Raw genomic sequence first — 25430 nt, 5'->3', positions numbered from 1 at the left:
GCCTGAGGCAACCACGGCTTGCCAGCGTCGTCGAACGCCGGCTCCTGGTGAACTACCGGGTCGACCCCGGGGCGGCCGCCCGGCTGCTCCCCGCGCCGCTGCGCCCGCAGCTGGTGCGCGGCCACGCCGTCGCCGGCCTCTGCCTGCTGCGGCTCGGCCGGGTCCGCCCGGCCTGGGCGCCCGCCTCGCTGGGGCTGCGCAGCGAGAACGTCGCCCACCGGATCGCCGTCGAGTGGGACGGGCCCAACGGCGTCGAGACCGGCGTCTACATCCCGCGCCGCGACACCGGATCCCGGCTCAACGCCTGGGCCGGCGGCCGGGTCTTCCCCGGCGAGTACGGCCTCGCCGACTTCACGGTGGACGAGGGCGCCGACCGGCTGCGGGTCGCCTTCGCGACCCGCGACGGCGACCTCCGGGCCGAGGTCGCCGTCGAGCTCGCCGCGGAACTGCCCGCGAGCCGGCTGTTCAGCGGCCTGGCCGAGGCCTCCGCCTTCTTCCGGTGCGGCTCCCGGGGTTTCTCCGCGACCCGGGACGGCGGCCTCCGGCTGGACGGCATGGAACTGCACACCGACGCCTGGCGGCTGGAGGCCTGCCGGGTGGAGTCCGCCGCCTCGTCCTTCTTCGACGACCCGGAGCGCTTCCCGCCGGGGAGCGCCGAGCTGGACTGCGCGCTGGTCATGCGGGACGTGCCGGTGGCCTGGGACCCGCTGCCGGCCATGGCCGTCAGCGCTTGACGGCCTTCAGCACCACGAACTTCGGATTGCCCGCGACCGTCCGGCAGTTGCCGAACAGGCGGCGCAGCTTGACGTGGTAGTCGAGGTGGCGGTTGCCGACCACCCAGAGCTCGCCGCCGGGGCGAAGCGCGCGCTTGGCGCCGGTGAACATCCGCCAGGCGGTGGCGTCGGTGGTGGCCCGCTGGGAGTGGAACGGCGGGTTGTTGAGGACCAGGTCCACCGAGTCGGCCGGCACGTCCGCGTCGGCGAGCGCGTCGGCGGTGCGGAACTCCGCCCGGGCGTCCGGGCCGAGGTTGGCGCGGAAGGTCTCCTCGGCGGAGGCCACCGCCTGGTGCGACTCGTCGACGAAGAGCAGCTCGGCCCCGGGGGTGGCCAGCGCCACCGCGGTGCCGACCACGCCGTTGCCGCAGCCGAGGTCCACCACCCGGTCGCCGGGGGCGGCGGTCGGCAGGTGGGCGAGCAGGAAGCGGGTGCCGATGTCCAGGCGGTCCGCGCAGAAGGTGCCGGCGTGGTTGACGACGGTGCGGCCCGAGACCGCGCCGATGTCGCCGGGCAGGGCGTAGCGGTACGGCCACGGGTTGGGGCCGGGGTCGAGCGCCCGGTCCGGGGTGCAGAGGATCAGCCGGGCCTTGCGGACCGCGAGCGAGGTGCGGGTCGGGCCGAGGATCCGCTCGAAGAGCTTCAGGGTGGAGGTGTGGATCTCGGTGACCATGCCGGTGCCGAGGACGACCGTGTCCGGGTGGACGGCCGGGGCGAGCCGGAGCAGCTGGTCCTCCAGCAGGGCGAGGCTCCTCGGGACCCGCACCAGCAGGACGTCGATCCGCTCGGGCGGGGTGTCGCGGGTGGTCAGCAGCCGGGCGGCGGCGGGGTCGGCGCCGGCCCGGGCGAGGTTGGCGAGGGTGGCGCGCTGGGCGAGGTGCGAGTCGCTGATCTGGGTGAGCTCGGCGGGGGCCGCGGCGGCCGGCGCGGTGGCGAGCGCGGTGGTGAGCGCGCCCCAGCGGTCGCCGAGGACGGTGACGGCGCGGCCGGCCAGGGCGGTGGACCGGCCCTCGGCAGAGTCGGCCTCACCGGCCAGGTGCCGCAGCAGGTACTCGTCGGCGGCGTCCCAGGCGCGCAGCCGCTCGCGCGGGTCCTCCGGGAAGCGGGTGAGGCCGAGGGCCCCCCAGGGAGTCGGGAAAGGGGTCGGGGCGGCCGGTTCGGCGAGGGGATTCATTGTGGCCCAGGCTAACCGACCGCCGGACCGCCCGTGCCGGGCCCGGGAGGGGCGGTCCGGGCGCGGGGCGGGCGGTCGGGGCCCGGGGCGGGCACGTGCCGGGCGCGGTGCGGGGCCGCGGCCGATACTGGAAGGGCCCGAGGGATCCCGAGGGAAGGCACGAGGCCATGGATTGGAAGCTGGAAGTGGTGGTGGTCCCGGTGGCGGACGTCGACCGGGCCAAGGTCTTCTACGAGGAGCAGGCCGGTTTCGCCGTCGACCACGACACCCGGATCCGGGACGGCCTGCGGGTGGTGCAGCTGACGCCGCCCGGCTCCGGCTGCTCGATCGTGCTGGGCACCGGCCTGACCGACGCCCCGGCCGGCTCGGTGAAGGGCCTCCAGCTCGTGGTGCCGGACATCGACCGCGCCTACAAGGAGCTGCTGGCCCGCGGCGTCGAAGTGAGCCCGGTGCAGCACTTCGAGGCCGGGGACCGGGTCGACGGCCGGGGCGAGGTGTGGAACTCCTTCGTCTTCTTCAACGACCCGGACGGCAACGGCTGGGCCGTCCAGGAAGCCCCCGGCCGCCGCTGAGCGCCGCACGGCGCGGTCCTAAGCTCGGAGGATGGTCGAGAACGAGGGAAACGTCCGGGTGGACAGCTGGATCTGGTCGGTGCGGCTGGCGAAGACGCGGTCGGCCGCCGCGGCGGCCTGCAAGGCCGGGCACGTGCGGGTGAACGGCGAACGGGCCAAGCCGGCGCAGGCGGTGAAGCCCGGCGACGAGGTCCGGGTGCGCCAGGAGGGCTGGGAGCGGGTCGTCGTGGTGCGCAAGCTCATCCGCAAGCGGGTCGGCGCCGAGGTCGCGGCCGACTGCCTGGTGGACAACAGCCCGCCGCGCCCGGCCCGGGAGTTCGTGGCCGCCCCCGGCCTGCGCGACCGCGGCGCCGGCCGCCCCACCAAGCGCGACCGCCGCGACATGGACGGCCTGCGCGGCCGCTGACCCCGGCCACCGGGGCCGGGCGGACCGCCCGGCCCCGGGCCGCCGCTCCCTCGGGCGACTGCCCGGCCGCCGCTCAGTTCTTGAAGGCGACGCCGGCGTAGGCCGAGACGTCCTGCCAGCCGGCCGGGAGGTCGGCGGTGGGGACGTGGCCGGCGACGGGGCGCCAGAGCGGGAGCTGGACCAGCCCGGGGCCGACGAACTCGAAGTCGCCGAAGAAGGGTTCGACGGCCGCGCGGGGGCGCAGCACCAGCGGCGCGCTGGCGCTGCGGTAGATGCGGGTGCCCTCGGCGGCGCTCTCGCGGGAGGCGAAGTCGGGGCTGCCGTGGGAGAGGATCAGCGCGCTGCCGGGGGCGAGCGCGTCGCGCAGGGTGCGGACGATCCGCTCGGCGCCGTCCTCGTCGCGGATGAAGTGCAGCACGGCGACCAGCATCAGGGCGACCGGCTCGCCGAGGTCGACGGCGCCGCGCAGGGCGGGGTGGTCGAGGATCGCCTCGGGCTCGCGCATGTCCGCCTCGATGACGGAGGTGTGGCCCGCCGGGTGGCCGGAGAGCAGGGCGCGGGCGTGGGTGGCCACGATCGGGTCGTTGTCGATGTAGACGACCCGGGCGTCGGGCGCGGCCCGCTGGGCGACCTCGCTGGTGGAGCCGACGGCCGGGATGCCGGTGCCGATGTCGACGAACTGCCGGATCCCCCGGCCGGCCGCGAACTCCACGGCCCGGCCGAGGAACTCGCGGTTGGTGCGGGCCAGCAGCGGCAGCGCCGGGTAGGCGGCGATGGCGGCCTCGGCGGCCTTGCGGTCGGCCTCGAAGTTGTCCTTGCCGCCGAGGTAGTAGTCGTACATCCGGGCGGTGTGCGGCACGCCGGTGTCGAGTTCCGTCGGCGGCTGCCAGTCCTCGGCGCGCGCCCATTCCCATGCGTCCACGACGTCGGCCGTCGTGCTGGTGTCCTCGGTCATCTTCCGCCCCCTGGTGTCCGCTGCGTGTCCGCCGCGTGCTGTGCGCCGGCCCGTCCGCTGCCGGACGTCCCGGGCCCCCGTCGCGCCGTGCGGCCGTCGGGCGGCCGCCGAGCGGCCCCCACCGCACGGTGCGCCGTGATCGTAACCGACGACACGCCGCCGAAACAGCGGTAGTTCAGGTTTCCGCAGCGTCCGAACGATGCCGCGCGGGCGGCCTGGTCCCGGTCCGCGCCCGGCGCGGCCGCCGTTCGCCGCCGGGGGGCGGCGTCTCTATGCTGGCTGCCGATGACTGTCGACCGGCGCACCGTTCTGCGCACCACCGTCAAGCTGGCCGCTCTCGCCTCGGCCGGCGGGCTGCTCACCGCCTGCGGCGACACCGGCCGCCGCCGGGCCGATCCGGGGTCGTTCGCCGTGCGTCCGGGCCCGGTGGACCCGTCCGGCACCGTGGACCCGGCCTGGCCGGCCGACGAGGGTCCCGCCTCACCCGCGCCCACCGCGTCGGCCCCGCCGTCCGACGGGCCGGTGCCGGACGGCTCGGCCGCCCGGGCCGCGGCGGCCGCCAGTGCGCCGCCCGTCCCGCCGGTGCTGCCGCCGTTGGCGGCCGGCACGCCCTTCGAGGTGGCGTACGGGCCGCGCACCGGCCGCAATGTCGCGCTGACCTGCCACGGCAGCGGTGATCCGGCGCTGGCCACGGCGCTGCTGGAGACCGCCGAGAAGCGCGGCGTCGGCCTCACCGTGATGGTCGTCGGCAGCTGGCTGGACCAGCAGCCGCAGATGGCCCGGCGGATCCTGGACGGCGGCCACGAGCTGGGCAACCACACCCAGAACCACCAGAACATCTCGGCGATGTCCCCGGACCGGGCGCGCGACGAGATCGCCCAGTGCGCGGAGCGGCTGCAGCGGCTGACCGGCTCGATCGGCCGCTGGTTCCGCCCGTCCGCCGCCCAGTACGCGACGCCGATGGTGCGGGAGCAGGCCAGGGCGGTCGGCTACGAGCACGTGCTCGCCTTCGACGTGGACCCGCGCGACTACGCCGACCCGACCGCCGCCGAACTGCAGCGGCGGGTGCTCAACTCGGTGCGCGGCGGCTCGGTGGTCGCCCTGCACATGGGGCACCGCTGCACGGTGGACGCCCTGCCGGGCATCCTCGACGGCCTCGCCAAGGCCGGCCTCACCCCGGTGACCGCCAGCCGCCTCTGCGCCTGACCCCGGTCGTCCCGGCCCGCCCTCCACGGCCCCACAGCCCCTCTCCGCCCGGGCCGGACGGGGGCCGTGGGGCCGTGGGGCGGCCGTGGGATGCTTCGGGCATGCGCTACATCATCATCGGGGCGGGTGCGGTGGGCGGCACGATCGGTGCCCGGCTGCACGAGGGCGGACACGAGGTGGTCCTGGTGGCGCGCGGCGCGCACCTGGGGGCACTGCGCGCGGAGGGGCTGTGGTTCGGGACGCCGCAGGGCACCCGGACGCTGCGGGTCCCGGCGGTCGGCGGGCCGACGGAGCTGGAGCTGCGGCCGGACGACGTGCTGCTGCTCGCCGTGAAGTCGCAGGACACCGCCGCCGTGCTGGCCGAGTGGGCGCCGCGCCCGGTGGCGGGCGGCGGGACGGCCGGCGAGCGGCTGCCGCTGGTGTGCGCGCAGAACGGCGTGGAGAACGAGCGGCTCGCGCTGCGGCTGTTCCGCGAGGTGCTGGCGGTGTTCGTGTGGATGCCGTCCACCCATGTGGCGCCGGGCCGGGTGAGCGCCAACGGCACCCCGGTGAGCGGGATCCTGCGGCTGGGCGGGTACCCGTCCGGCAGCGGGGGCGAGCGGGCCGCCGCGATCGCCGCCGACCTCGACGGGTCGGGCTTCAGCGCGCCGGTGGACGCGGACGTGGCGCGCTGGAAGTACACCAAGCTGCTCGGCAACCTCGGCAACGCCCTGGACGCGGTGGCCGGGCGGGGCCCGTACGGCCGGGGGTCGGCGGACGGCCGGCTGGAGGCGCTGTACGAGCGGGTGACCGCCGAGGGCGCGGCCGTGCTGGCGGCCGCCGGCATCCCCCACGACGATCCGGACGAGCTGGCCCGCACCTGCGGCAAGGCTCTGCGGCTGGAGCCGGTGGAGGGCGAGCAGCGGACCGGGTCCTCGTCCTGGCAGAGCCTGGCGCGCGGGACGGGTTCGATCGAGGCGGACCACCTGAACGGGGAGATCGTCCTGCTGGCGCGGCTGCACGGGGCGGCGGCGCCGCTGAACGAGGCGCTCCAGCGGCTGGCCGGGGAGTTCGCCCGGGCCGGGCGGGCGCCGGGTTCGCTGACGCCGGAGGAACTGGACGCATTGGCGGCGCTCGCCGGCCTCTGAGCGCCCCTCCCCCGCTCCGTCACGCCCGCGCGCTGTCCCGCCCCGCACGCCCGCACCCGGACACCCCGCACCCGGTCAGCCCATCGGGTCGTCCGGCCCGTAGGCGCGCAGCCGCAGCGTCCGGGCGTCCGCCGCGCGGATCTCCTCCGCGCGGCGGACGAGCTCCTCCAGGTTGTCCCGCCCGGCGTGGATGAACCGGCCGTGCAGCGCGTCGAAGCGCCCGCGCGCGGCGTCCACGGTGACGGCGACCATGTACGGGACGGAGCCCCAGGCCTTCATGTCCTGGAACATCGGCATCCCGGCGGTCATGTCGGTGGCGACGGCGCCGGGGCTGATGTCGAGGACGACGATGCCGTGCTCGGCGAGCGGGTCGGCGAGGTTGTCGGAGAGCCGGAGCAGCGCGGCCTTGGAGGTGGCGTACGCGGTGTACCGGCTCTCGGGGCGCAGCGCGAAGCCGGAGTTGAGGTTGACGACGCGGCCGCGGCGGCGCTCGACCATGCCGGGCAGGACGCAGCGCAGCAGGTTGTAGGGGCCGCGCAGGTTGACCTCGACGACCTGCCACCACTGGTTGACGTCGGTCTCCCAGAGCGGGGCCTCGACCGGGTCGGTCCGGCCGGCGTTGTTGACCAGCAGGTCGATCGGGCCGAGGTCGCGTTCGACGAGGCGGACGGCCTCGCGGACCGAGCCGGGGCGGGTGACGTCGGCGGTGACGGCGACGCCGCGCGAGCCGTGCCGGACGCATTCCTTGAGGGTGTCGGTGAGGGTCTCGTGGGTGCGGCCGACCAGGCCGACGGCCATGCCCTCGGCGGCGAGGCCGATGGCGATCTCCCGGCCGATGCCGCGGCCGGCGCCGGTGACCAGGGCGACCTGTCCCATGAGCGATCCCGTCGGCATGCCCCTGCTCCTTCGCGTCTCCCCGGCCACCCGCTGTCCGGCCCGCATTCTGTCCCCCGGCGGGCGGGGGCGGTGCCCGGGGCGCCGTACGACGCGGACGGGCCCACCCGTTCGGCGCAGGCCCGGGGCGGCGGCGGGGCGGGGGCGGGGCGGGGGCGGGGCGGGAACGCGCAGGGAGGGACCGGGGACCGGCGGGGCGACGCGGTCGGGACGACCTGGGGGCGGGGACCGGCCGTTCCGCCCGGGGAGGGGATGACCTACTCGCCGGTAGGGAGTAGTAACGTCGTCGGGACGGTGCACCGGTCCGCACATACCGGTGCCCCCGAACCGCCGAACAGCAGCTGCTGGGCCACTGTCGCTGGGCGACCCCCGGCACCACCGAAGGGCAACTGAGTGAGTGACATCGCGCGCGTCGGAGTGATCGGCTGCGGCCTGATGGGGTCGGGCATCGCGGAGGTGTTCGCCCGGGCGGGGCTGGACGTCCTGGTCGCCGAGGCCAGTGGGGAGGCGCTGGAGTTCGGGCGCACCCGGCTGACCAACTCACTGGAGACGGCCGTGAAGCGCGGCAAGCTGACGGAGGAGGAGAAGGACGAGGCGCTCGCCCGGCTGTCCTTCACCGTCGACCTGGCGGACTTCGCCGACCGCGACCTGGTGGTCGAGGCGGTCGCCGAGCGCGAGGACATCAAGGTGAAGATCTTCGAGACGCTGGACCGCGTCGTCGAGCGGCGGGACGCGATCCTCGCCTCCAACACCTCCTCGATCCCGATCGTGAAGCTGGCCGCCGCCACCTCCCGTCCCGAGCAGGTGATCGGCCTGCACTTCTTCAACCCGGCGCCGGTGCAGAAGCTGGTCGAGGTGATCCCGACCCTGACCACCTCCTCGGCGACCACCGACCGCGCCGAGACCTTCGCCGTCGAGGTGCTGCACAAGGCCCCGATCCGCGCCCGGGACCGGGCCGGCTTCGTGGTCAACGCGCTGCTGGTGCCGTACCTGCTGTCCGCGGTGCGGATGTTCGAGACCGGTGTGGCCACCGCCTCCGACATCGACAAGGGCATGGAGGCCGGCTGCGCCCACCCGATGGGCCCGCTGCGGCTGTGCGACCTGATCGGCCTGGACACCATCGTCTCCATCGCCGAGTCGATGTACGACGAGTACAAGGAGCCGCTGTACGCCGCTCCGCCGCTGCTGTCCCGGATGGTCGACGCGGGCCTGCTGGGCCGCAAGTCCGGCCGGGGCTTCTACGACTACACCGCGACCGCCTGACGGTCCGCCGGCAGCGGACGTGACGGGGCCCGGGAGCGGTATCCAGCTCCCGGGCCCCTGATGTGCCACCCAATTGCTCTGCACCGGCACGTTTAAGGGTGTGGGTCAGTCTCACAACGTTGCTCTGCCATTGAAGCTACCGCGCCACGGAGAGGCGCAGACGGGAGTCGAACCCGCAACCCACGCTGTAGCACACACCCGGTCGATCCGGCACTCGGCGGCGAATGCTGAGTCTTGAGCGAGAGTCTGAGTCTTACGGGGCGCCTCTGCCATTTGGGCCACTCCGGCAGGTGGTGCCGGAGGAGGGAATCGAACCCCCACCATTTCCCCGGTATCAGCTTCAACCTCAGTATCAGCTTGCGCTCTTCGCGCCACCCCCGGTCTCACCCGGGGGCGATCATGGGGCTACCCGAACAGGTAGCCGAACACCGCGTCGCCCACCCTGCGGTCGTCGACCTCGGCCCCGTTGGCCTCCTCGCGGGCGAACTGCACGGCCTGCTGGAGCTTCTCGACCCGCTCGACGAGCTCGTTGACCCGCCGGGCCGGGAGCGCCCCGGAGAACTTCACCGTCGTCCAGTAGCCGATCGCGATGTCCTCGTAGTACACCTCGACCTGGGCCGGGTGCTTCTCGGTCGCCTCGGCCTTGACGTGGTTGCGCGGCACCTTCCTGGTCCGGTTGGTGCGCACCGCCTCGGTCTTCCAGGAGTCCGTGGACGGGTCGTGGCTCCAGGCCTCGGCGGCGTCCAGCACGGGCAGCTTGCGGACGAAGGTCCGCAGGTCGGTGAGCTGCTTCTCCAGGAAGAGCAGGTAGGTGACCGGCGCGTCGGCGACGAGGGTGCGGCCGTCCACCACCACGTCCGCGCGGGCGGTGGTGTTCGCCCAGTCCTTGGTCGCGACCACGTCGAACAGCCTGGTCAGGGTGGTGGCCGTGGCCCGCAGCACGTCCTCGGCCTTGATCTGGACCCGGGTGGACTCCGGCGGAAGCTGCTCCCCCTCCTCGTCCTTGGGCTGGTAGGTACGGGAGATGCCGGCCAGCAGCGGGGGCTTCTGCAAGTCCTGGTGGGACTGCGTCAGCTCCTGGAAGGACTTCGACTTGACGCCCTTTTCGACGGCGATGATCTGGTTCAGCTTTGCCACGTCGGGGACGCTACCAGCGCACGCGTTCGACCGTCATCCGAATTACGGGGCACCGCACGTCCGTTCCGGGCACGCCCGCGGCGGGAGGCCCGGCCGCCGCCGCGCCTCCCGCCCGCCACCGGGCGGTCCGTCAGCTGTTGATGGCGTAGCTGTCCCCGTAGACCTTCCACTTCAGCGGCGGGTTGAGGTCGAAGTTCTTGGCGTTGAGGAACACCGTCTGCTCGGTGTCGACCCGGCTGGTGTCGGAGTGGGCCTCCTCCTTCAGCATCACGGTCTTGCGGGCCGCCAGGAAGGCCTTGAGGTAGGCGGCCTCGTCGCCGCCCTGGGCGGGGGTCTTGGCCTTCTTCATGGCGGCCTTGCGGATGCCGCCGAAGCTGTCCGAGCTGTCGCCGGGGCCGTGCATGACGATCGCGTCGTAGTAGGCGAACTGGCCGAGCGCGCGCAGGCCGTCGGCCTTGGCCTGGTTGACCGCGGGGTTGAAGTAGACGCGGTCGCGCTCGTCGTTCTGGGCCTGCTGGAAGACGCTGTCCTTGGCGGCGGTGGCCCAGTCCTTCTCGAAGGCGGAGCCGAGGCCGGCGTGCGACTCGGTGCCGTTGACCTTGCGCAGCGCCGGGAGGTACTTGGCGAGGATGTTGCCCGGCTTGAGGTCGGTGTAGTGCTCGACCAGGTCGAGCATGTCACCGGTGCCGGAACAGAAGCCGATGATGCCGGCGGTGTAGCCGCGGCCGTCCTTGATGTCCTCGATGTACTTGTACTGGGACTTCCAGTCGAGGGAGGAGTTCTCGGCGCTGGACACCAGCTGCATGGCGATGTCCTTCTTGTGCGGGTCGTCCAGGCCGACGGCCGCGAGCCGGGTGGCGCTCGCGGGGGCCGGGGCGGCGTGGACGGTGCCGGCGGCCGCGACACTGGCCGGGACGGCGACCAGCAGGGCGGCGAGGGCGAGCCGGGCGGTGGGGTGCTTGAGTCGCATGGGGCGCTCCGTTTCCCTGGTCCGGGGCATGGGGGTCTCCGGACCCATGAGGAGAGTTAGGAAAGTTTCCTAACTAGATTGAAGCGTTCACGCCCACCACCGCGCAAGGCCCTGACGCCATCTTTGCGGGCCCGGTCATGCGAAAGGCCCCGACCGGAACTCCGGTCGGGGCCCTCGTACCGCTGGGCGGACTGTCCGTCAGGCGCCGCGCAGCACCGCGCCGGTGCGGGCGACGGCCTCGGCGACGGCCGCCTCGCGGGCGGCGCTCGCCTCGTCGGCGGTCAGCGTCCGGTCCGCGGCGCGGAACCGCAGCGCGTACGCCAGCGACTTGCGGCCCTCGCCGACCTGCTCGCCGGTGAAGACGTCGAACAGCCGGATCGCCTCCAGCAGCTCGCCGGCCCCGGCCCGCAGCGCGGCCTCGACCTCGGCGGCCGGCACGGCCGCGTCGACGATCAGCGCGACGTCCTGGGTGGCCACCGGGAACCCGGAGACCGGCGGGCCGTCGACCCGCACGGCGCCGTCGGCGGACAGCAGGTCCAGGTCGAGCTCCATCGCGGCGGTGCGCTCGGGCAGGCCCAGCGCCTTGACGGCGCGCGGGTGCAGCTCACCGGCGTGGCCGACCACCCGGTCGGTGCCCGCCACGACCAGCTCGGCGCAGCGGCCCGGGTGCCAGGGCAGCAGCTGGCCCCGGCGCACGTCCAGCTCGACACCGGCGGCCCGGGCCACCGCGCGGGCGGCCTCGATCGCGTCGGCCCAGCCGGCCGCGGAGCCCTTGCCCCACCAGCCGGACGGCAGCCGCTCGCCGGCCAGCGCCACCGCGACCCGGCGCGGCTGGTGCGGCAGCGCGGCGTCCAGCGCGGCCAGCTCCTCGGCGCTGGGACGGCGGTCGACGGCCGGGCGCGGGGCGACCGACAGCTCGTCCTTCGGCAGGAACACCGTCCCCGTCTCGAAGATCGCCAGATCGGTGTTGCCGCGGCCGATGTTGCGGCGCAGCGCCCCGAGCAGGCCCGGCAGCAGCGTGGTGCGCAGCCCCGGCTCCTCGTCGTTGAGCGGGTTGACCAGCGTCACCGTCCGGCGGCGGCGGTCGTCCGGCTCCAGGCCGAGCGCGTCGAAGGACGCCTCGCCGACGAACGGGTAGTTGTTGACCTCGACGAAGCCGGCGCCGGCCAGCGCCACGCCCACCCGGCGGTGCGTCCGCTGGGCCTCGGTCAGGCCCTTGCCCGGCGGGACGGTGGGCATCCGGGCGGGGACGTTGTCGTACCCCTCCAGTCGGATGACCTCCTCCGCGAGGTCGTACGGGTCGGTGAGGTCGGGGCGCCAGGTCGGCGGGGTGACCTCCAGGACGTCGGCGCCGGAGACCGAGCAGCCGATCTCCTGGAGGCGCCGGGTGACGGTCTCGCGGCCGTACCCGGTGCCGGCGACCCGGTCGGGCAGGTCGGCGGCGATGGTGATGGTGCGCACCGGGTGCGGGGCGGCGATGTCGGTGACACCGGCCTCGGCGGTGCCGCCGGCGATCAGCACCAGCAGGTCGACGGCGCGCTGCGCGGCGGCGCGGGCGGCCTCCGGGTCGACGCCGCGCTCGAAGCGCTTGGACGCCTCGGAGGGCAGCTTGTGCCGCTTGGCACCGCGGGCGATGGCGACCGGGTCGAAGTGCGCCGCCTCGATGATCACCTCGGTGGTGCCCGGGCCGGCGGCCGGGTCGAGGATCTCGGTGGAGGCGCCGCCCATGACACCGGCCAGGCCGATCGGGCCGCTGTTGTCGCAGATCAGCAGGTCCTCGGCGGACAGCGTGCGCTTGACGCCGTCGAGGGTGGTCAGGCTCTCGCCCGGCTCGGCCCGGCGGACCGTGATCGGGCCGTCCACGCGCTGCTTGTCGTAGGCGTGCAGCGGCTGCCCGACCTCCAGCATCACGTAGTTGGTGATGTCGACGGCGAGCGAGATCGGGCGGATGCCCGCCTTCTGCAGCCGGCGCTGGAGCCAGATCGGGGACTTGGCGGCCGGGTCGATGCCGACCACGGTGCGGGCCACGAAGCGGTCGCAGCCGGCCGGGTCGTTGACCTTCACCAGGTAGCCGAAGGAGTTCGCCGGCGGCACGTCGAGCAGCGCCGGGTCGGCCAGCGGCAGCCCGTACGCGGCGGCGGCCTCGCGGGCGACGCCGCGCATGGACAGGCAGTAGCCGCGGTCCGGGGTGACGGCGATGTCGAGCACCTCGTCGACCAACTGGAGCAGCTCGATCGCGTCGGTGCCGGGCTCGTACTCGGGCGGCAGCACGATGATGCCGTCGTGGTCGTCGCCCATGCCCAGCTCGCGGGCGGAGCAGATCATGCCGGCCGAGGTGTGGCCGTAGGTCTGGCGGGCGGCGATCGGGAACGGACCGGGCAGCACGGCGCCCGGGAGGACCACGACGACCTTGTCGCCGACGGCGAAGTTGGTGGCGCCGCAGACGATCTCCTGCGGGTCGCCGGTGCCGTTGGCCTCGCCGACGTTGACCCAGCAGTGCCGGATCGGCTTCTTGAAGCCGGTCAGCTCCTCGATGGAGAGCACCTCGCCGACCACCAGCGGGCCCTTGAGGTCGCCGCCGATCTGCTCGACGGTCTCGACCTCCAGGCCGGCCCGGACCAGGCGCTCGGCCACGTCGCGGCCGGTCTCGCCGGCCGGCAGGTCGACGTACTCGCGCAGCCAGGAAAGCGGGACGCGCATCAGATCTCCATCCCGAACGGGAGGGTGAAGCGCACGTCACCCTCGACCATGTCGCGCATGTCGGCGACGTTGTGACGGTTCATCAGGATCCGCTCCAGGCCCAGGCCGAACGCGAACCCGCTGTAGCGGTCGGGGTCGACACCGCAGGCGACCAGCACCCGCGGGTTGACGACGCCGCAGCCGCCGAGCTCGATCCAGCCCTCGGAGCCGCAGGTGCGGCAGGGCCGGTCCGGGTTGCCGACCGACTCGCCGCGGCACACGAAGCACTGCAGGTCGATCTCGGCACTCGGCTCGGTGAACGGGAAGTACGAGGGCCGCCAGCGCAGTTCCAGGCCGTCGCCGATCAGGGTCGAGACCAGCTGCTCGATGGTGCCCTTGAGGTCGGCGAAGGTGATGCCCTCGTCCACGGCCAAGCCCTCGACCTGCCGGAAGACCGGGGTGTGGGTGGCGTCCAGCTCGTCGGTGCGGTAGACCCGGCCGGGGCAGACCACGTAGACGGGGGGCTTGCGGTCGAGCAGGGTGCGGGCCTGGACCGGGGAGGTCTGGGTGCGCAGCACCACGCCGGAGTCGGCGGAGCCGTCCGGGGCCCGGACGAAGAAGGTGTCCTGCATGGAGCGGGCCGGGTGGTCCGGGCCCAGGTTGAGGGCGTCGAAGTTCAGCCACTCGGCCTCGACCTCTGGGCCCTCGGCGACCTGGTAGCCCATCGCGACGAAGGTGTCCTCGATGCGCTCGGCCAGCGTGGTCAGCGGGTGGCGGGCGCCGCGCGGGGTGCGGTCGTAGGGCAGGGTGACGTCCACCGCCTCCTCGACCAGCACCCGGGCGTCGCGCTCGGCCTCCAGTTCGCCCTGCCGCTTGGCGAGGGCCTGGTTGACGGCGCCCCGGGCCTGGCCGATCAGCTTGCCGGCGGCGGCCTTGGCGTGCGGGGGCAGGGCTCCGATCTCGCGGTTGGCGAGGGAGAGCGCGGAGCGGTCGCCGGTGTGGGCGACCTTGGCCTGCTTCAGCTCGTCGAGGCTGGTGGCGGCGGCGAACGCGGCGAGCGCCTCGTCCCGGGCCGCCTCCACCACCTCGGGCTTGAGGGCCTCGACCTCGACCGGGTCGTACGACTTGTTGGGTGCCGACATCTCTATCTTCCCGTGCTCCTGCTCGTCCGTGCTCAGGTAAGGGGGCTCGTGCGCCCTCCGGGCCCGCCGACGGGCAGGAGGGGGCCACCGCGTCACGCCCGGCGTGGCCGGGGCACGGGCAGCCGGTCTCCGAACGGGGGAGGTGGGATGTCCGCGGCACAACCGCGCAGGGCGTTCCACAACGCCAAAGGTCGAGTGTAGTCGCAGCGCGTAGCGCGACCGCCGTCAAGCCCGCCCGTGGACCGACCGCGCCCTGCGGGGCAGGGCGCCGGTGCTCGTTCAGAGCATGAAGTCGGGGATCCCGGCGGGCAGGACGAATCGGAACCGGGCGCCGCCGCCGGGTGCGCGGTCCACCCGGATCGAGCCGCCGTGGGCCTCGACGATGCCCTTGACGATGTAGAGGCCGAGGCCGGTGCCGCCGCGCCTGGAGCCGCGCCAGAAGCGGGTGAAGACGCGTGGGACCGCCTCTTCGGGGATGCCGCTTCCTTCGTCGCTCACGGTGACCGCTGTGCCTTCCACGATGCGGGGCGGGGTGCCGGGGCGCTCCCAGACGGGGGCCTCGACGACCTCCTTGGCCGGTGCCACCTCGATGGTGACAGTCCCCTCGCCGTGGCGCACCGCATTTTCCAGCAGGTTGGCGAGCACCTGGTCGACCTTGTCCGGGTCCGCCCACAGCACCGTCAGCGGCTCGCCGATCCGGATGTCGAAGCGGTCCTCGGGGATGCCGGTGGCGACCTTGCGCTCGACGTGGCGGCGGACGGCGGCGCCCAGGTCGACCACCTGCTTGCGCAGCTCCAGCCGACCCGCGTCGATCCGGGAGATGTCGAGCAGCTCGGCGATCAGCCGGGTGACCCGGTCGGCGTCCGCGTCCACGGTCTCCAGCATCAGCCGCTTCTGCCCGTCGGTGAACCGCTCCCACTTGGCGAGCAGGGTCGCCGTGAAGCCCTTGACACTGGTGAGCGGCGAGCGCAGCTCGTGGGCGACGGTGGCGATCAGTTCGGCGTGGCTGCGCTCGGTGCGGCGGCGGGCCTCGGTGCCGCGCAGGGCGATCACCAGCTTCTCCACCGGCCCCTTGGGGCGGGACCGCACGTAGCGGGCGGAGACCAGCACCTCGCGGCCGCCGGGCAGCAGCAGATTGCGCTCCGGCTGGCTGGTGCGGACGGCGAGGCCGCCGTACGGGTCGGTCAGCTGCCACCAGCGGCGGCCGTCGAGGTCCTCCAGCGGGAGGACGTCCTCCAGTCCGCTGCCGAGGGCGGCCCCCGGTTGGACGCCGGTCAGCCGGGCGGCGGCGCGGTTGAAGCAGACCACCCGGCCCAACGCGTCGGCGACCACCAGGCCGTCCGGCAGGTCGTCCGGGTCGAGCTCTGGCCCGCTGCCGACCATGGGTGTCCTCCCCGATTACCCACCGTGTCTTTCCCCCCACCGAGGCAGACCCTAGCGCCTCCCAGCCTCGGGTAATAGGGCCCACGACGAGTTCCCGGCGCGCCCGGGCGGCCCCGTTCCCGGGCTGTCGCCGGGGGACCGGCCCCGGGACGGCCGGGCGTGGCGCGCAGCCCGGCCGGGCGGGGGTGCCGCCGGCGGCCGCTACCGGGCGGCCGCGCGGCACCCGCCGGGCGAGCGCTGGGCGCGGGCCGAGGCGTACAGGCAGACCGCGGCGGCGGTGGCCAGGTTGAGGCTCTCGGCGTGCCCGTGGATCGGCACGCGCACGACCTCGTCGGTGAGCGCGCGGGTCTCCTCCGGGAGCCCCCACGCCTCGTTGCCGAACACCCACGCGCCGGGCGCGCCCAGGGTGCCCTCGTCGAGCTCCTGGTCGAGGTCGCGCTCCCCCGCGCCGTCGGCGGCGAGCACCCGCACGCCGGCCTCGCGCAGCCGGCCGATCGCCTCCTCGACCGGCACGCCGACGGCGACCGGGAGGTGGAACAGGCTGCCGACCGAGGCCCGCACGGCCTTCGGGTTGTAGAGGTCCACGGAGGCGTCGGTGAGCACCACGGCGTCGGCCCCGGCCGCGTCGGCGGTGCGCAGCACGGTGCCGGCGTTCCCGGGGTCGCGGACGTGGGCGAGCACGGCGACCAGCTTCGGCCGGGCGGCCAGCACCTCGGCGAACGGGGTGTCGATGAAGCGGCAGAGGGCGACGATGCCCTGCGGGGTGACGGTGTCGCAGATCCCGGCGATCACCTCGTCCGTGGCGGTGAGCACCGGCAGCCCCTCGGCCAGCGCGGACTCGACGATCCCGGCGTGCCGTTCGGCGGCCTCGACCGTGGCGTACACCTCGACGACGACGTGCTCGCCCGAGCCCGGCAGCCGCCCGTACGCGACGGCCTCGCGCACGGCCTGCGGGCCCTCGGCGAGGAAGCGGCGCTCCTTGCCGCGCTGGCTGCGCTTGGCGAGCCTCCGGGCGGCGATGACGCGCGGCGAGCGCAGGGAGGTGAGCAGGGGCGTGTCGGTGCTCGGCATGGTCTCGTCTCTGTACTGGCGTCTGTGCGGTGACGCTGCGCGGTAACGCAAAACCGGACCCGCAGGATCGAGCCTGCGGGTCCGGTCAGCTCAACACAACTGATCCGAGGATCAGGCGGCGTCGGCGGCGGCCTTCGGGGCGTTGACGTCGGCCGGCAGCGCCTTCTGGGCGACCTCGACGAGCGCGGCGAACGCACCCGGGTCGTTGACGGCCAGGTCGGCCAGCATCTTGCGGTCGATCTCGACGCTGGCGGCCTTCAGGCCCTGCACGAAGCGGTTGTAGGTGATGCCGTTGGCACGGGCCGCAGCGTTGATGCGCTGGATCCACAGCTGACGGAAGTCGCCCTTGCGCTTCTTGCGGTCGTTGAAGTTGTAGACCAGCGAGTGGGTGACCTGCTCCTTGGCCTTGCGGTACAGGCGCGAGCGCTGGCCGCGGTAGCCGCTGGCGCGCTCCAGGATGACCCGGCGCTTCTTGTGGGCGTTCACTGCCCGCTTGACGCGTGCCACTTGATTACTCCTTGGGTTGGACCACGGACTACTTCACGTGGTCCGTCATTCGAATGGGTCGGGAAGGATCAGCTGCCCCGCACACGGCTGGCGCCGGGCGGGAGGGCGATCACTTGCCGAGAAGCTTCTTGATCTTCTTGGCGTCGGCGGGGGCCAGCTCGACCGTCCCGGCCAGCTTGCGGGTCAGCGTCGAGGGCTTGTGCTCCAGGAGGTGGCGGCGGCCGGCGCGCTCGCGCAGCACCTTGCCAGAGCCACTGATCTTGAAGCGCTTGCTGGCGCCACTGTGCGTCTTCTGCTTCGGCATGTCGCCGTATCTCCTCGTCGGTCCGTCCACGCCCGCGCGGTGTGCGCCGCGCGGGCGTGAAGGATGGATCTGCGGTGACCGGGCGGATGCCCTGTCACCCTGGTGGCCGGTCTCCCGGGCCGCTCTGACCGGGGAAGGTCAGGCGCCCTGGGAGGCCTCGGCCGGCTGCTCGACCGGAGCGGCGGCCTCGGGGGCCTCCGTCTCGGCGGCGGCGTCCTGGGCCTCGGCGAGGTCCTCCGTGAGGTCCTCGGCGACGTCCTCGGACTCCAGGAGCTCGTCCTGGGCCTCGAGGAGATCCTCGGAGTCCGCGGCGGCGTCGGAACCGGGGGTCCGGCCCTGACGCTCGGCCTTGCGGGCGTCAGCGAGGGCGCGGGCCTCGGCCATCGCCTCGGTCTTCTTCTTGTGCGGGCCGAGGACCATGATCATGTTTCGGCCGTCCTGCTTGGGCGACGACTCGACGAAGCCCAGGTCCTGGACGTCGTCGGCGAGCCGCTGGAGCAGACGGAAGCCCAGCTCGGGGCGGGACTGCTCACGACCACGGAACATGATCGTGATCTTGACCTTGTCGCCCTGCTTGAGGAACCGAACGACGTGACCCTTCTTGGTGTCATAGTCGTGCGGATCGATCTTCGGCCGGAGCTTCATCTCCTTGATGACCGTGTGCGCCTGGTTCTTGCGCGCCTCACGGGCCTTCATGGCCGACTCGTACTTGAACTTGCCGTAGTCCATGAGCTTGCACACCGGCGGCCGGGCGGTCGCCGCGACCTCGACCAGGTCGAGGTCGTACTCCTGCGCGAGCTCCAGCGCCTTGGCAAGCGGCACGATGCCGACCTGCTCGCCGCTGGGACCGACGAGTCGCACCTCGGGGACGCGAATCCGGTCGTTGATGCGGGGCTCGGTGCTGATGGGGCCTCCTCGGTTGCACCTTCTGCGATGCGGCCGTCGGGCGGCGGTCGCACGTAGTGGACTCGACCACTGGGCGGGGCTTCATTCGTGCTGCGCTGTGGGTCCCTACGCCCACACCGCGACACGAAAAAAGCCCCGCTCGGTACAAGCGGGGCTCCACACAACCGGGGGCGGCACCCGGTGAGGGGTGCTGCGGCGACTGTCGGCGCTGGGCGCCCGTCGCGGACCGGACCCGTCGACCGCGAGGCCGCTCGGGTGGGAGACTTTCGCGGTTGCCCTCTCGGGCCTCCTGGGTGGAGCCTCCTCTTGCTGGCCGGGGTTCCCTGGGGATTCCTGGCCGGTCAGTCTCGAAGCATACAGCGCCGGGGGATCGAACGCCATTCCGCCCCGGCCCGGCCCGGCTTGTACGCTCCCTCTGTACGGACACCGGCACGACGGAACGAGCCCCCCTTGAGCAGCGAGCCCATCCAGAACCCCGCCGCGGACGACGAGGCGATCGGCTTCGACGACCTCACCCGGGACATCGCCGAGGTCCCGGCCGTCGAAGTGATCACCACCGTCGCGGTGCACCTGATGAGCGCCGCGGCCGTCAAGTGCGGTCTCGCCGAGGGCGGCGACAAGGACAAGGACCTCGACGAGGCCCGCAAGCTCATCACCGCGCTGGCCGGGCTGGTCACCGCCGGCGCCCCGGAGATCAGCAACTTCCACGCGGCGCCGCTGCGGGACGGCCTGCGCTCGCTGCAGCTGGCCTTCCGCGAGGCCTCGATCGTCCCGGACGCCCCGGGCTCGGGCCCGGGCGAGAAGTTCACCGGGCCGGTCTACTCCTGAGCCGACGGCGCACGGCGGAGGGGCACCTACTCACGTGAGCAGGTGCCCCTCCGTCCGTCGTCAGCGCCGGTAGAGCGGTTCGCCGGGCAGCCCCGCGCCCGCCGGGAGGACCGCCAGGTCCAGCCCCAGGTCCAGCCGCACCCGCAGCACCGGGTCGGTGGCGACCGCCCGGCCCACCCGCTGCGCGGCCTCCTGCATCCCGGCCCGGTCCAGCGCCGGGTCCAGGACCACCGCCAGCACGCCGTCCGAGTCCTCGGCCGCCGCCAGCACCCCGGCGACCACCTGCGGCTCGGCGGCCAGCAGCGCCCGCACCGCCTCCCGCACCTCCGGGTCGGCGGCCGGCGCCAGGTACGGCCGGTTCTCCGCCAGCGCGCGCAGCCGGGCCCCGGACAGCAGGAACGGCACCGGCCCGGCCGGGTCCAGCAGCAGGGTGTCCGCGCGCTCGGAGAAGGCGACCATGGCGGCCTGGGGCGCGGCCACCGGCGCCGGGCGGGCGTCGGCCCGCCAGCGGGCCAGCGACTCCAGCGAGGTGAAGGCCGGCAGGGCGCGCCGGCCGTCGGCGGCCTCGACCAGCGGGACGGCCATGTCGCTGCTCTTGTCGTGCTTGTGCCCGTGCTCGTCCACCTCGACCTCGCCGAGGATCGCCACGATCGGCACCATCAGCCGGGTCGGCGCCAGCGCCGCCAGCACCTGCGGCTCGGCGGCGGGGTCCTGCGCCCAGCGGGCGAGCGCGGCGGTCAGCGCCGGGTCCGCGGTGCCGTCGTCGCCGGAGAAGCCGGGGTCGGGGATGCTCTTGCCGACGAAGGCCGGGTTCGGGAAGTCGTTGCGGTCCACCCGGCCGACCCTATGCCACCGTGCGGCCGCCCCGCGCGGACCGAAGGTCCCGGCCGGGCTCCCGGTCCGGCGCGCCCGTCCGAAGGTCCCCCGTCCAACCCCTACCCGCGGGTAGCGCGGGTGTGGCACGCTGCGCCCATGGCCACGCCCGAAGCCGCTGCCCGCACCGCGTCCGCCCGACCGCCCGCCGCGCTCGACCACCGGGCGCACAACCCGGCCGCCGACCGCGCCCGGTACGACCGGGCCACCGCCCATCTGGACGGCCCGGTGGCCGTCGTCGACCTGGCGGCCTTCGACGCCAACGCCGCCGACCTGGTGCGCCGGGCCGGGGGCAAGCCGGTCCGGGTGGCCAGCAAGTCGGTGCGCTGCCGCGCCCTGCTGGAGCGGGTACTGGCCGTGGAGGGCTTCGCCGGGGTGATGGGCTTCACCCTCGCCGAGTCGCTCTGGCTGGCCCGCACCGGCCTGCGCGACATCCTGCTCGCCTACCCCTCCAGCGACCGCGCCGGCTTCGCCGAGCTGACCGCCGACCCGGAGCTGGCCGCCGCCGTCACCGTGGTCCTGGACGACCCGGCCCAGCTGGACCTGGTCGACGCGGCCCGGGCCGGCTCCGCCGAGGTGCGGGTCTGCCTGGAGCTGGACACCGCGCTGCACCTGCTCGGCGGCCGGGTCCGGGTCGGCGCCCGCCGCTCGCCGCTGCGCACCCCCGGGGACGTGGCCGCCTTCGCCGAACTGGTGCAGCGCCGCCGGGGCTTCCGGGTGGTCGGGCTGATGGCCTACGAGGGGCACGTCGCCGGCGTGGGCGACGCGGTGCCCGGGCGGCCGGTGCGCTCCGGCCTGATCCGGCTGATGCAGGCCCGGGCCCGGGCCGAGCTGGCCGAGCGGCGGGCGGCGACGGTGCGGCTGGTGCGCCGGGTGGCCGAGCTGGAGTTCGTCAACGGCGGCGGCACCGGCAGCGTCGAGTCGACGGTGGCCGAGCGCGCGGTGACCGAGGTGGCGGCCGGCTCCGGGCTGTACCAGCCGCGGCTGTTCGACAACTACCGCTCGTTCCGGGGCCGGCCGGCCGCCCTGTTCGGCCAGCCGGTGGTCCGCCGGCCCGGGCTCGGCGTGGTGACGGTGCTGGGCGGCGGCTACCCGGCGTCCGGTGCGGCCGGTCCGGACCGCTCCCCCGTGCCGTACCTGCCGGCCGGGCTGCGCTACGACCCGATGGAGGGGGCCGGCGAGGTGCAGACGCCGCTGCTCGGCGCGGCCGCGGACGACCTGCTGATCGGCGACCGGGTCTGGTTCCGGCACGCCAAGGCGGGAGAACTCTGCGAGCGCTTCCCGGAGTTGCACCTGGTGGAGGGTGACCGGGTGGTCCGGACGGTGCCCACCTACCGGGGCGAGGGGCACACCTTCCTCTGAGCCGCGCGGTCCGCGCCGTTCCGCCCCTTCCGGACCCCGGTTCCACTACCGTGGACGGGGATCGCACCGACGGAGGGGGAGGCCGTGGAGGCCGAGATCGCGCAGCTGGTGACGACGGGGGCCACGACGGTGGTCGGGCTGATGGCCACCGAGGCGTGGACGCAGGCCCGTTCGCGTCTGGCCGCGCTCTTCGGGCGGGGCCGGGACACCGAGGAGGTGTCGGCCGAGCTGGAGGAGATCCGGGTCGAGGTGGTCCGGGCGGACGGCGACGCCGAACTGGTCGGCGACCAGGCCGCCGAGCTGCGCAACCGGCTCCGCCGGCTGCTGCGGCAGGACCCGCAGGCGGTGGACCGGCTCCGAGCCGTCCTGGAGGAGTTCGCGCCGCGGGCGCCGCAGCCGGGCAGCACCGTGTACAACCACACGGTCAACCACGGGACGATCACCGAGTCCGTGATCCAGGCCGGCCGGATCACCACGTACAACAACTACCAGTCCCCGCCCCCGAAGGACTGAACCCCGGCGCGGGAGCCCCGGCCGAACCTTGGCCGGACCTTAAGAGGGCCCGATGGGATGCCTAACTACGGCGCCCCGTCGGGCCTTTGCGCTGCTCGGCGGGCTACATTCCGTCAAAAAGTGGCCCACAGCGCGCTATTGCCAGCTGGTCTAGTCCAATCATACGCTCAGCCCAGGGACCGGACCGCCGGGTCGACCGGCCCCTCGGGCAGACGTGCCCGGCACTCCCCCACAACCTCGGCCCGGTACACGGTCAAGGAGTCCCCACCCCATGTCCATGAAGCGCACCGCCCTGTCCGTCGGCGTCATCGGCGCCGCGTTCCTCTCCGTCTCGGCGGCCGGCATCGGCACGGCCGGCGCCCACGGCACCGTGACCAACCCGGTCAGCCGGATCGCGGCCTGCTACGCCGAGGGTCCGGAGACCCCCAAGTCGCAGATCTGCAAGGACCTCGTCGGGCTGAGCGGCACCCAGCCGCTGTACGACTGGAACGAGGTCAACCTCGCCAACGCCGCCGGCAACCACCAGGCGCTGATCCCGGACGGCAAGCTCTGCTCCGCCGGCCGCGACAAGTACAAGGCCCTGGACCTGCCGCGCGCCGACTGGCCGGCCACCGCGGTCACCGCCGGAAAGATCGACTTCAAGTTCCGGGTCACCGCCCCGCACCAGGGCAACCAGACCATCTACATCACCAAGCAGAGCTGGAACCCCACCCAGCCGCTGAAGTGGTCCGACCTCGACGCGGTGCCGGTCGCCCAGGTGCCGACCCTCCGCACCTCCGACAACGGCTACTACAACTACAGCGGCACCCTGCCGCAGCGCACCGGCCGCCAGCTGCTCTACATGGTGTGGCAGCGCACCGACAGCCCCGAGGCGTTCTACAGCTGCTCGGACGTCGACTTCGGCAAGGGCGCCTCGCTCACCGAGGCCGTCTCCGCGCTCACCGCCCAGGCCCCGGCCGCGCCGAGCGAGGCGCAGATCGCCGCCGGTCAGTCCAAGTCCACCGTGGCCCACCACGGACACGGCGGCAACGCCGAGGAGCCGGCCGGCAAGGTCGTCGCGGCCGACAGCGCGGCGGTCGGCGGCGCCCGGAGTGTTCCGGGCGGGCCGCCGCCGTGCGTGAGCCAATCGTGCGGGCCGCGCCCGGGGCCCGTGTCGGGGCCCCGGGGCGACTGCCGCGGTCAGGTGTTGGAGGTGCCGGTGCCGCCGCCGTCCTGGCCGCCGGGGAAGCCCGGGATCGCGGGCAGCTTGCCGCTGTAGTCGTTGATGCCCTTGAGGATGCTGTCCATCACCGAGACGTCCGGCGCCTTGTCGGCGATGTCGAAGCCGAAGTGCACCGATACCAGCGACTTGCCGTCGGCGGACGGGAAGACCACCGTCTGCACATAGCCGTCGTTGCCCTTGGCGGCGTCCACCTTCCAGCGGACCAGGTAGCCGTCGCGGCCGTCCACCTTGACCGCCTCGGACTTGAGCTCCTGGTGCGAGAGGACCTCGTTGTAGGAGTCCTTGACGGCCTTGTCGATGTCGGCCTTGGCCGCCGCCTGGACGTCGGTGCCGCCGCCGTCGATCCGGCCGGTGTTGGCACCGCCCAGCGAGCAGCTGCCGCCGCCCTCGCAGTCGTAGGAGCCGACGGTCATCAGGGCGAAGCCGTCGCGGGTGGTGCCGCCCTCCCAGCCCGAGGGGACGGACAGGACCAGCCGGTTCACCGCGTCGATGGCCTGGTTGCTGTTGGCGCCGTTGCCCCGGCCGCCGTTGCCGTTCCCGTTGCCCTGGCCACCGTTGCCCTGGCCACCGTTGCCCTGGCCACCGTTCCCGTTGCCCCGGCCGCCGTTGCCGTTGCCGTTGCCCTGGCCGCCGTTGTTGTTGCCGCCGTTGCCGCCGTTGCCGCCCGGGTCGCCGAAGTCCGGCAGACCGCGCCACGGGCCGCCGTTCCCGTTCCCGTTGCCGCCGGGCGGAACGGCCGGGCGCGCGCTGTGGTGCCGGTCGCCGTGGTCGTCCATCGCCAGGTAGGTGATGCCCGAGCCGACGCCCAGGCCCAGCGCGGCCGCCACGGTGGCCGCGATCACGAGCTTGGACGGCTTGCGCCGCCGCTTCGGCGGTGGGGGCGGCGGCGAACCGTAGGCGGTGCCGAAGGGCGGCGGCTCCGGGTAGCGGACCGACGGTCCGCTCTCCAGCACCTCGCCCTCCAGCACCCGGGTCTCGGCGGTCTCCTCCGGCCCCGGAGCGCCGGCCGCCGGGGCCTCCGGCGGCGGCGCGTCCGAGGGTGCGGGCCGGGTGCTGGCCGTCCAGCCCTTGCCGTCCCACCAGCGCTGGGGTCGCGGGTCGCTGGTGATGTCCTTCGGGTCCGGGTACCACCCGGCGGGGATCTGCTCACTCACGACAGAGAATCTAAAGGCAGCCGGATAAGCGCGAAATCAGCTGGACCCCGAATTCCGGCCCTTTTCGATGAAATTACCGTGAGAAGGCGGGAGCGGCCCCTCCGAACACCCGGAACGTGTCTTTCCGATCACACCCCGGGTCGCAGCCGGTCACTCCCGGGTCACCCCCCGGGGCCGTGCAGCGGCGTCACGTAGGCGCCGGAGATCCCGCCGTCCACCAGGAACTCGCCGGCCGTCATGAACGAGGAGTCGTCGCTGGCCAGGAAGGCCACCGCGGCCGCGATCTCCTCCGGCCGGGCGAAGCGGCCCAGCGGGATGTGCACCAGGCGGCGCGCCGCCCGCTCCGGGTCCGCGGCGAACAGCTCGCGCAGCAGCGGGGTGTCCACCGGCCCCGGGGAGAGCGCGTTCACCCGGATGCCCTCCCGGGCGAACTGCACGCCCAGCTCGCGCGACATCGCCAGCACGCCGCCCTTGGACGCGGTGTACGAGATCTGCGAGGTCGCCGCGCCCGTCCGGGCCACGAAGCTCGCGGTGTTGATGATCGAACCCCGCCCGTGCCGGCGCATGTACGGCAGCACGGCCCGGCAGCACAGGTAGACCGAGGTCAGGTTGACCTCCTGGACCCGGCGCCAGGCGTCCAGCCCGGTGGTGAGGATCGAGTCGTCCTCGGGCGGCGAGATGCCGGCGTTGTTGAAGGCGACGTCCACGCTGCCGAAGGTCTCGTAGGCCTCGTCGAAGAGTGCCTCGACCATCGCCGGGTCGGTCACGTCGGTGTGCACGAACAGGCCGCCGACCGCCTCGGCGGCCGCCTTCCCGGCGGCCTCGTCGATGTCGGCACAGACCACCCGGGCGCCCTCGGCGGCGAGCCGGCGCGCCGAGGCCAGGCCGATCCCGCTGCCCGCACCGGTGATCACGGCCGTGCGCCCGACCAGCCGGCGGCAGACCCGCCCGTCGTCCTCCCCGGACTCGTGGGGGTGGTGCGGCCGGGGGTCGTTCCGGGTCACTGGCG

The 25430-nt window shown here is 74.0% G+C and carries 25 protein-coding genes; 10 read left to right on the top strand and 15 right to left on the bottom strand.

Annotation, left to right across the window (positions count from 1 at the left end):
* Positions 1–2: 2 nt before the first annotated feature.
* Entirely contained in the window at positions 3–734 is a 732-nt protein-coding gene (locus tag IF01_RS0126080) for a DUF2071 domain-containing protein (RefSeq protein WP_167349773.1), read from the top strand.
* Here IF01_RS0126080 and IF01_RS0126075 read toward each other — a convergent pair.
* Positions 724–1947, bottom strand: a complete 1224-nt coding sequence (locus IF01_RS0126075) for a methyltransferase (RefSeq protein ID WP_051756217.1) — start codon at positions 1945–1947, stop codon at positions 724–726. The genes IF01_RS0126080 and IF01_RS0126075 overlap by 11 nt on opposite strands.
* Before the next feature lie 167 nt (positions 1948–2114).
* Between IF01_RS0126075 and IF01_RS0126070 the strand changes: the two genes are divergently transcribed.
* Both IF01_RS0126070 and IF01_RS0126065 read left to right on the top strand, forming a co-directional pair.
* The gene (locus IF01_RS0126070) at positions 2115–2519 is read left to right on the top strand and encodes a VOC family protein (protein ID WP_030395983.1); all 405 of its coding nucleotides are present in this window, start codon (positions 2115–2117) and stop codon (positions 2517–2519) included.
* 31 nt (positions 2520–2550) lie between these two features.
* Entirely contained in the window at positions 2551–2925 is a 375-nt protein-coding gene (locus tag IF01_RS0126065; protein ID WP_030395982.1) for an Hsp15 family ribosome-associated heat shock protein, read from the top strand.
* 73 nt (positions 2926–2998) lie between these two features.
* Here IF01_RS0126065 and IF01_RS0126060 read toward each other — a convergent pair whose 3' ends face one another.
* Positions 2999–3880, bottom strand: coding sequence for an SAM-dependent methyltransferase (locus IF01_RS0126060; RefSeq protein ID WP_078880305.1), 882 nt, complete (start codon positions 3878–3880; stop codon positions 2999–3001).
* Positions 3881–4165: 285 nt separating this feature from the next.
* Here IF01_RS0126060 and IF01_RS0126055 point away from each other — a divergent pair, with 285 nt between their 5' ends.
* Positions 4166–5086 carry a polysaccharide deacetylase family protein gene (locus IF01_RS0126055; protein ID WP_037781164.1) on the top strand — a complete coding sequence of 307 codons (921 nt, stop codon included), beginning with the start codon at positions 4166–4168 and terminating at the stop codon, positions 5084–5086.
* A 101-nt stretch (positions 5087–5187) separates the two neighbouring features.
* On the top strand, positions 5188–6213 hold the full coding sequence (locus IF01_RS0126050; RefSeq protein WP_030395979.1) for a ketopantoate reductase family protein: 1026 nt from the start codon (positions 5188–5190) through the stop codon (positions 6211–6213).
* A 75-nt stretch (positions 6214–6288) separates the two neighbouring features.
* On the opposite strand, the gene IF01_RS0126045 is transcribed toward IF01_RS0126050, so the two are convergent.
* Positions 6289–7107, bottom strand: coding sequence for an SDR family NAD(P)-dependent oxidoreductase (locus IF01_RS0126045; RefSeq protein WP_030395978.1), 819 nt, complete (start codon positions 7105–7107; stop codon positions 6289–6291).
* 393 nt (positions 7108–7500) lie between these two features.
* On the opposite strand from IF01_RS0126045, the gene IF01_RS0126040 reads away from it, so the two are divergent.
* Positions 7501–8370 carry a 3-hydroxybutyryl-CoA dehydrogenase gene (locus tag IF01_RS0126040; protein ID WP_030395977.1) on the top strand — a complete coding sequence of 290 codons (870 nt, stop codon included), beginning with the start codon at positions 7501–7503 and terminating at the stop codon, positions 8368–8370.
* A 405-nt stretch (positions 8371–8775) separates the two neighbouring features.
* On the opposite strand, the gene IF01_RS0126035 is transcribed toward IF01_RS0126040, so the two are convergent.
* From IF01_RS0126035 to infC, 9 genes are all read right to left on the bottom strand, one after another.
* Positions 8776–9507: a DUF7873 family protein gene (locus tag IF01_RS0126035; protein ID WP_030395976.1), complete on the bottom strand. Its 732-nt coding sequence runs from the start codon at positions 9505–9507 to the stop codon at positions 8776–8778.
* 130 nt (positions 9508–9637) lie between these two features.
* Positions 9638–10477 carry a chitosanase gene (locus IF01_RS0126030; protein WP_030395975.1) on the bottom strand — a complete coding sequence of 280 codons (840 nt, stop codon included), beginning with the start codon at positions 10475–10477 and terminating at the stop codon, positions 9638–9640.
* Between the two features lie 198 nt (positions 10478–10675).
* Positions 10676–13177 carry a phenylalanine--tRNA ligase subunit beta gene (gene pheT / locus IF01_RS0126025; RefSeq protein WP_030395974.1) on the bottom strand — a complete coding sequence of 834 codons (2502 nt, stop codon included), beginning with the start codon at positions 13175–13177 and terminating at the stop codon, positions 10676–10678.
* The gene (gene pheS, locus IF01_RS0126020) at positions 13177–14298 is read right to left on the bottom strand and encodes a phenylalanine--tRNA ligase subunit alpha (protein WP_030395973.1); all 1122 of its coding nucleotides are present in this window, start codon (positions 14296–14298) and stop codon (positions 13177–13179) included. The genes pheT and pheS overlap by 1 nt, the downstream gene beginning before the upstream one ends.
* Positions 14299–14577: 279 nt before the next feature.
* On the bottom strand, positions 14578–15681 hold the full coding sequence (locus IF01_RS0126015) for a sensor histidine kinase (protein WP_030395972.1): 1104 nt from the start codon (positions 15679–15681) through the stop codon (positions 14578–14580).
* Between the two features lie 201 nt (positions 15682–15882).
* On the bottom strand, positions 15883–16752 hold the full coding sequence (locus IF01_RS0126010; RefSeq protein ID WP_030395971.1) for a TrmH family RNA methyltransferase: 870 nt from the start codon (positions 16750–16752) through the stop codon (positions 15883–15885).
* 111 nt (positions 16753–16863) lie between these two features.
* On the bottom strand, positions 16864–17259 hold the full coding sequence (gene rplT / locus IF01_RS0126005) for a 50S ribosomal protein L20 (protein WP_030395970.1): 396 nt from the start codon (positions 17257–17259) through the stop codon (positions 16864–16866).
* A gap of 109 nt (positions 17260–17368) precedes the next feature.
* The gene (rpmI, locus tag IF01_RS0126000; protein WP_030055648.1) at positions 17369–17563 is read right to left on the bottom strand and encodes a 50S ribosomal protein L35; all 195 of its coding nucleotides are present in this window, start codon (positions 17561–17563) and stop codon (positions 17369–17371) included.
* A 138-nt stretch (positions 17564–17701) separates the two neighbouring features.
* On the bottom strand, positions 17702–18469 hold the full coding sequence (gene infC, locus IF01_RS0125995; protein WP_078880304.1) for a translation initiation factor IF-3: 768 nt from the start codon (positions 18467–18469) through the stop codon (positions 17702–17704).
* 450 nt (positions 18470–18919) lie between these two features.
* Between infC and IF01_RS0125990 the strand changes: the two genes are divergently transcribed.
* Entirely contained in the window at positions 18920–19297 is a 378-nt protein-coding gene (locus IF01_RS0125990; RefSeq protein ID WP_051741826.1) for a DUF1844 domain-containing protein, read from the top strand.
* 60 nt (positions 19298–19357) lie between these two features.
* On the opposite strand, the gene IF01_RS0125985 is transcribed toward IF01_RS0125990, so the two are convergent.
* Positions 19358–20131, bottom strand: coding sequence for an SseB family protein (locus tag IF01_RS0125985; protein ID WP_051741827.1), 774 nt, complete (start codon positions 20129–20131; stop codon positions 19358–19360).
* A gap of 138 nt (positions 20132–20269) precedes the next feature.
* Between IF01_RS0125985 and IF01_RS0125980 the strand changes: the two genes are divergently transcribed.
* The 3 genes from IF01_RS0125980 (at position 20270) to IF01_RS0125970 (ending at position 23303) form a co-directional block, all read left to right on the top strand.
* Positions 20270–21532 carry an amino acid deaminase/aldolase gene (locus tag IF01_RS0125980; protein ID WP_078880302.1) on the top strand — a complete coding sequence of 421 codons (1263 nt, stop codon included), beginning with the start codon at positions 20270–20272 and terminating at the stop codon, positions 21530–21532.
* A gap of 84 nt (positions 21533–21616) precedes the next feature.
* Complete coding sequence (locus tag IF01_RS0125975; RefSeq protein WP_030395965.1) at positions 21617–22045, top strand: hypothetical protein; 429 nt, start codon at positions 21617–21619, stop codon at positions 22043–22045.
* Between the two features lie 271 nt (positions 22046–22316).
* Positions 22317–23303: a lytic polysaccharide monooxygenase auxiliary activity family 9 protein gene (locus IF01_RS0125970; RefSeq protein WP_051756214.1), complete on the top strand. Its 987-nt coding sequence runs from the start codon at positions 22317–22319 to the stop codon at positions 23301–23303.
* On the opposite strand, the gene IF01_RS49350 is transcribed toward IF01_RS0125970, so the two are convergent.
* Together IF01_RS49350 and IF01_RS0125960 are read right to left on the bottom strand one after the other, a co-directional pair.
* Positions 23225–24421, bottom strand: coding sequence for a DUF2510 domain-containing protein (locus IF01_RS49350; protein ID WP_030395963.1), 1197 nt, complete (start codon positions 24419–24421; stop codon positions 23225–23227). The genes IF01_RS0125970 and IF01_RS49350 overlap by 79 nt on opposite strands.
* Positions 24422–24582: 161 nt before the next feature.
* The gene (locus IF01_RS0125960) at positions 24583–25425 is read right to left on the bottom strand and encodes a 3-oxoacyl-ACP reductase (protein ID WP_051741829.1); all 843 of its coding nucleotides are present in this window, start codon (positions 25423–25425) and stop codon (positions 24583–24585) included.
* Positions 25426–25430 lie beyond the last annotated feature (5 nt).

The organism is Kitasatospora purpeofusca, from assembly GCF_000718025.1.
Lineage (GTDB): Bacteria > Actinomycetota > Actinomycetes > Streptomycetales > Streptomycetaceae > Kitasatospora > Kitasatospora purpeofusca.
The sequence above is the reverse complement of the archived record's forward strand: the minus strand, read 5'-3'. Positions and strand labels throughout refer to the sequence as shown.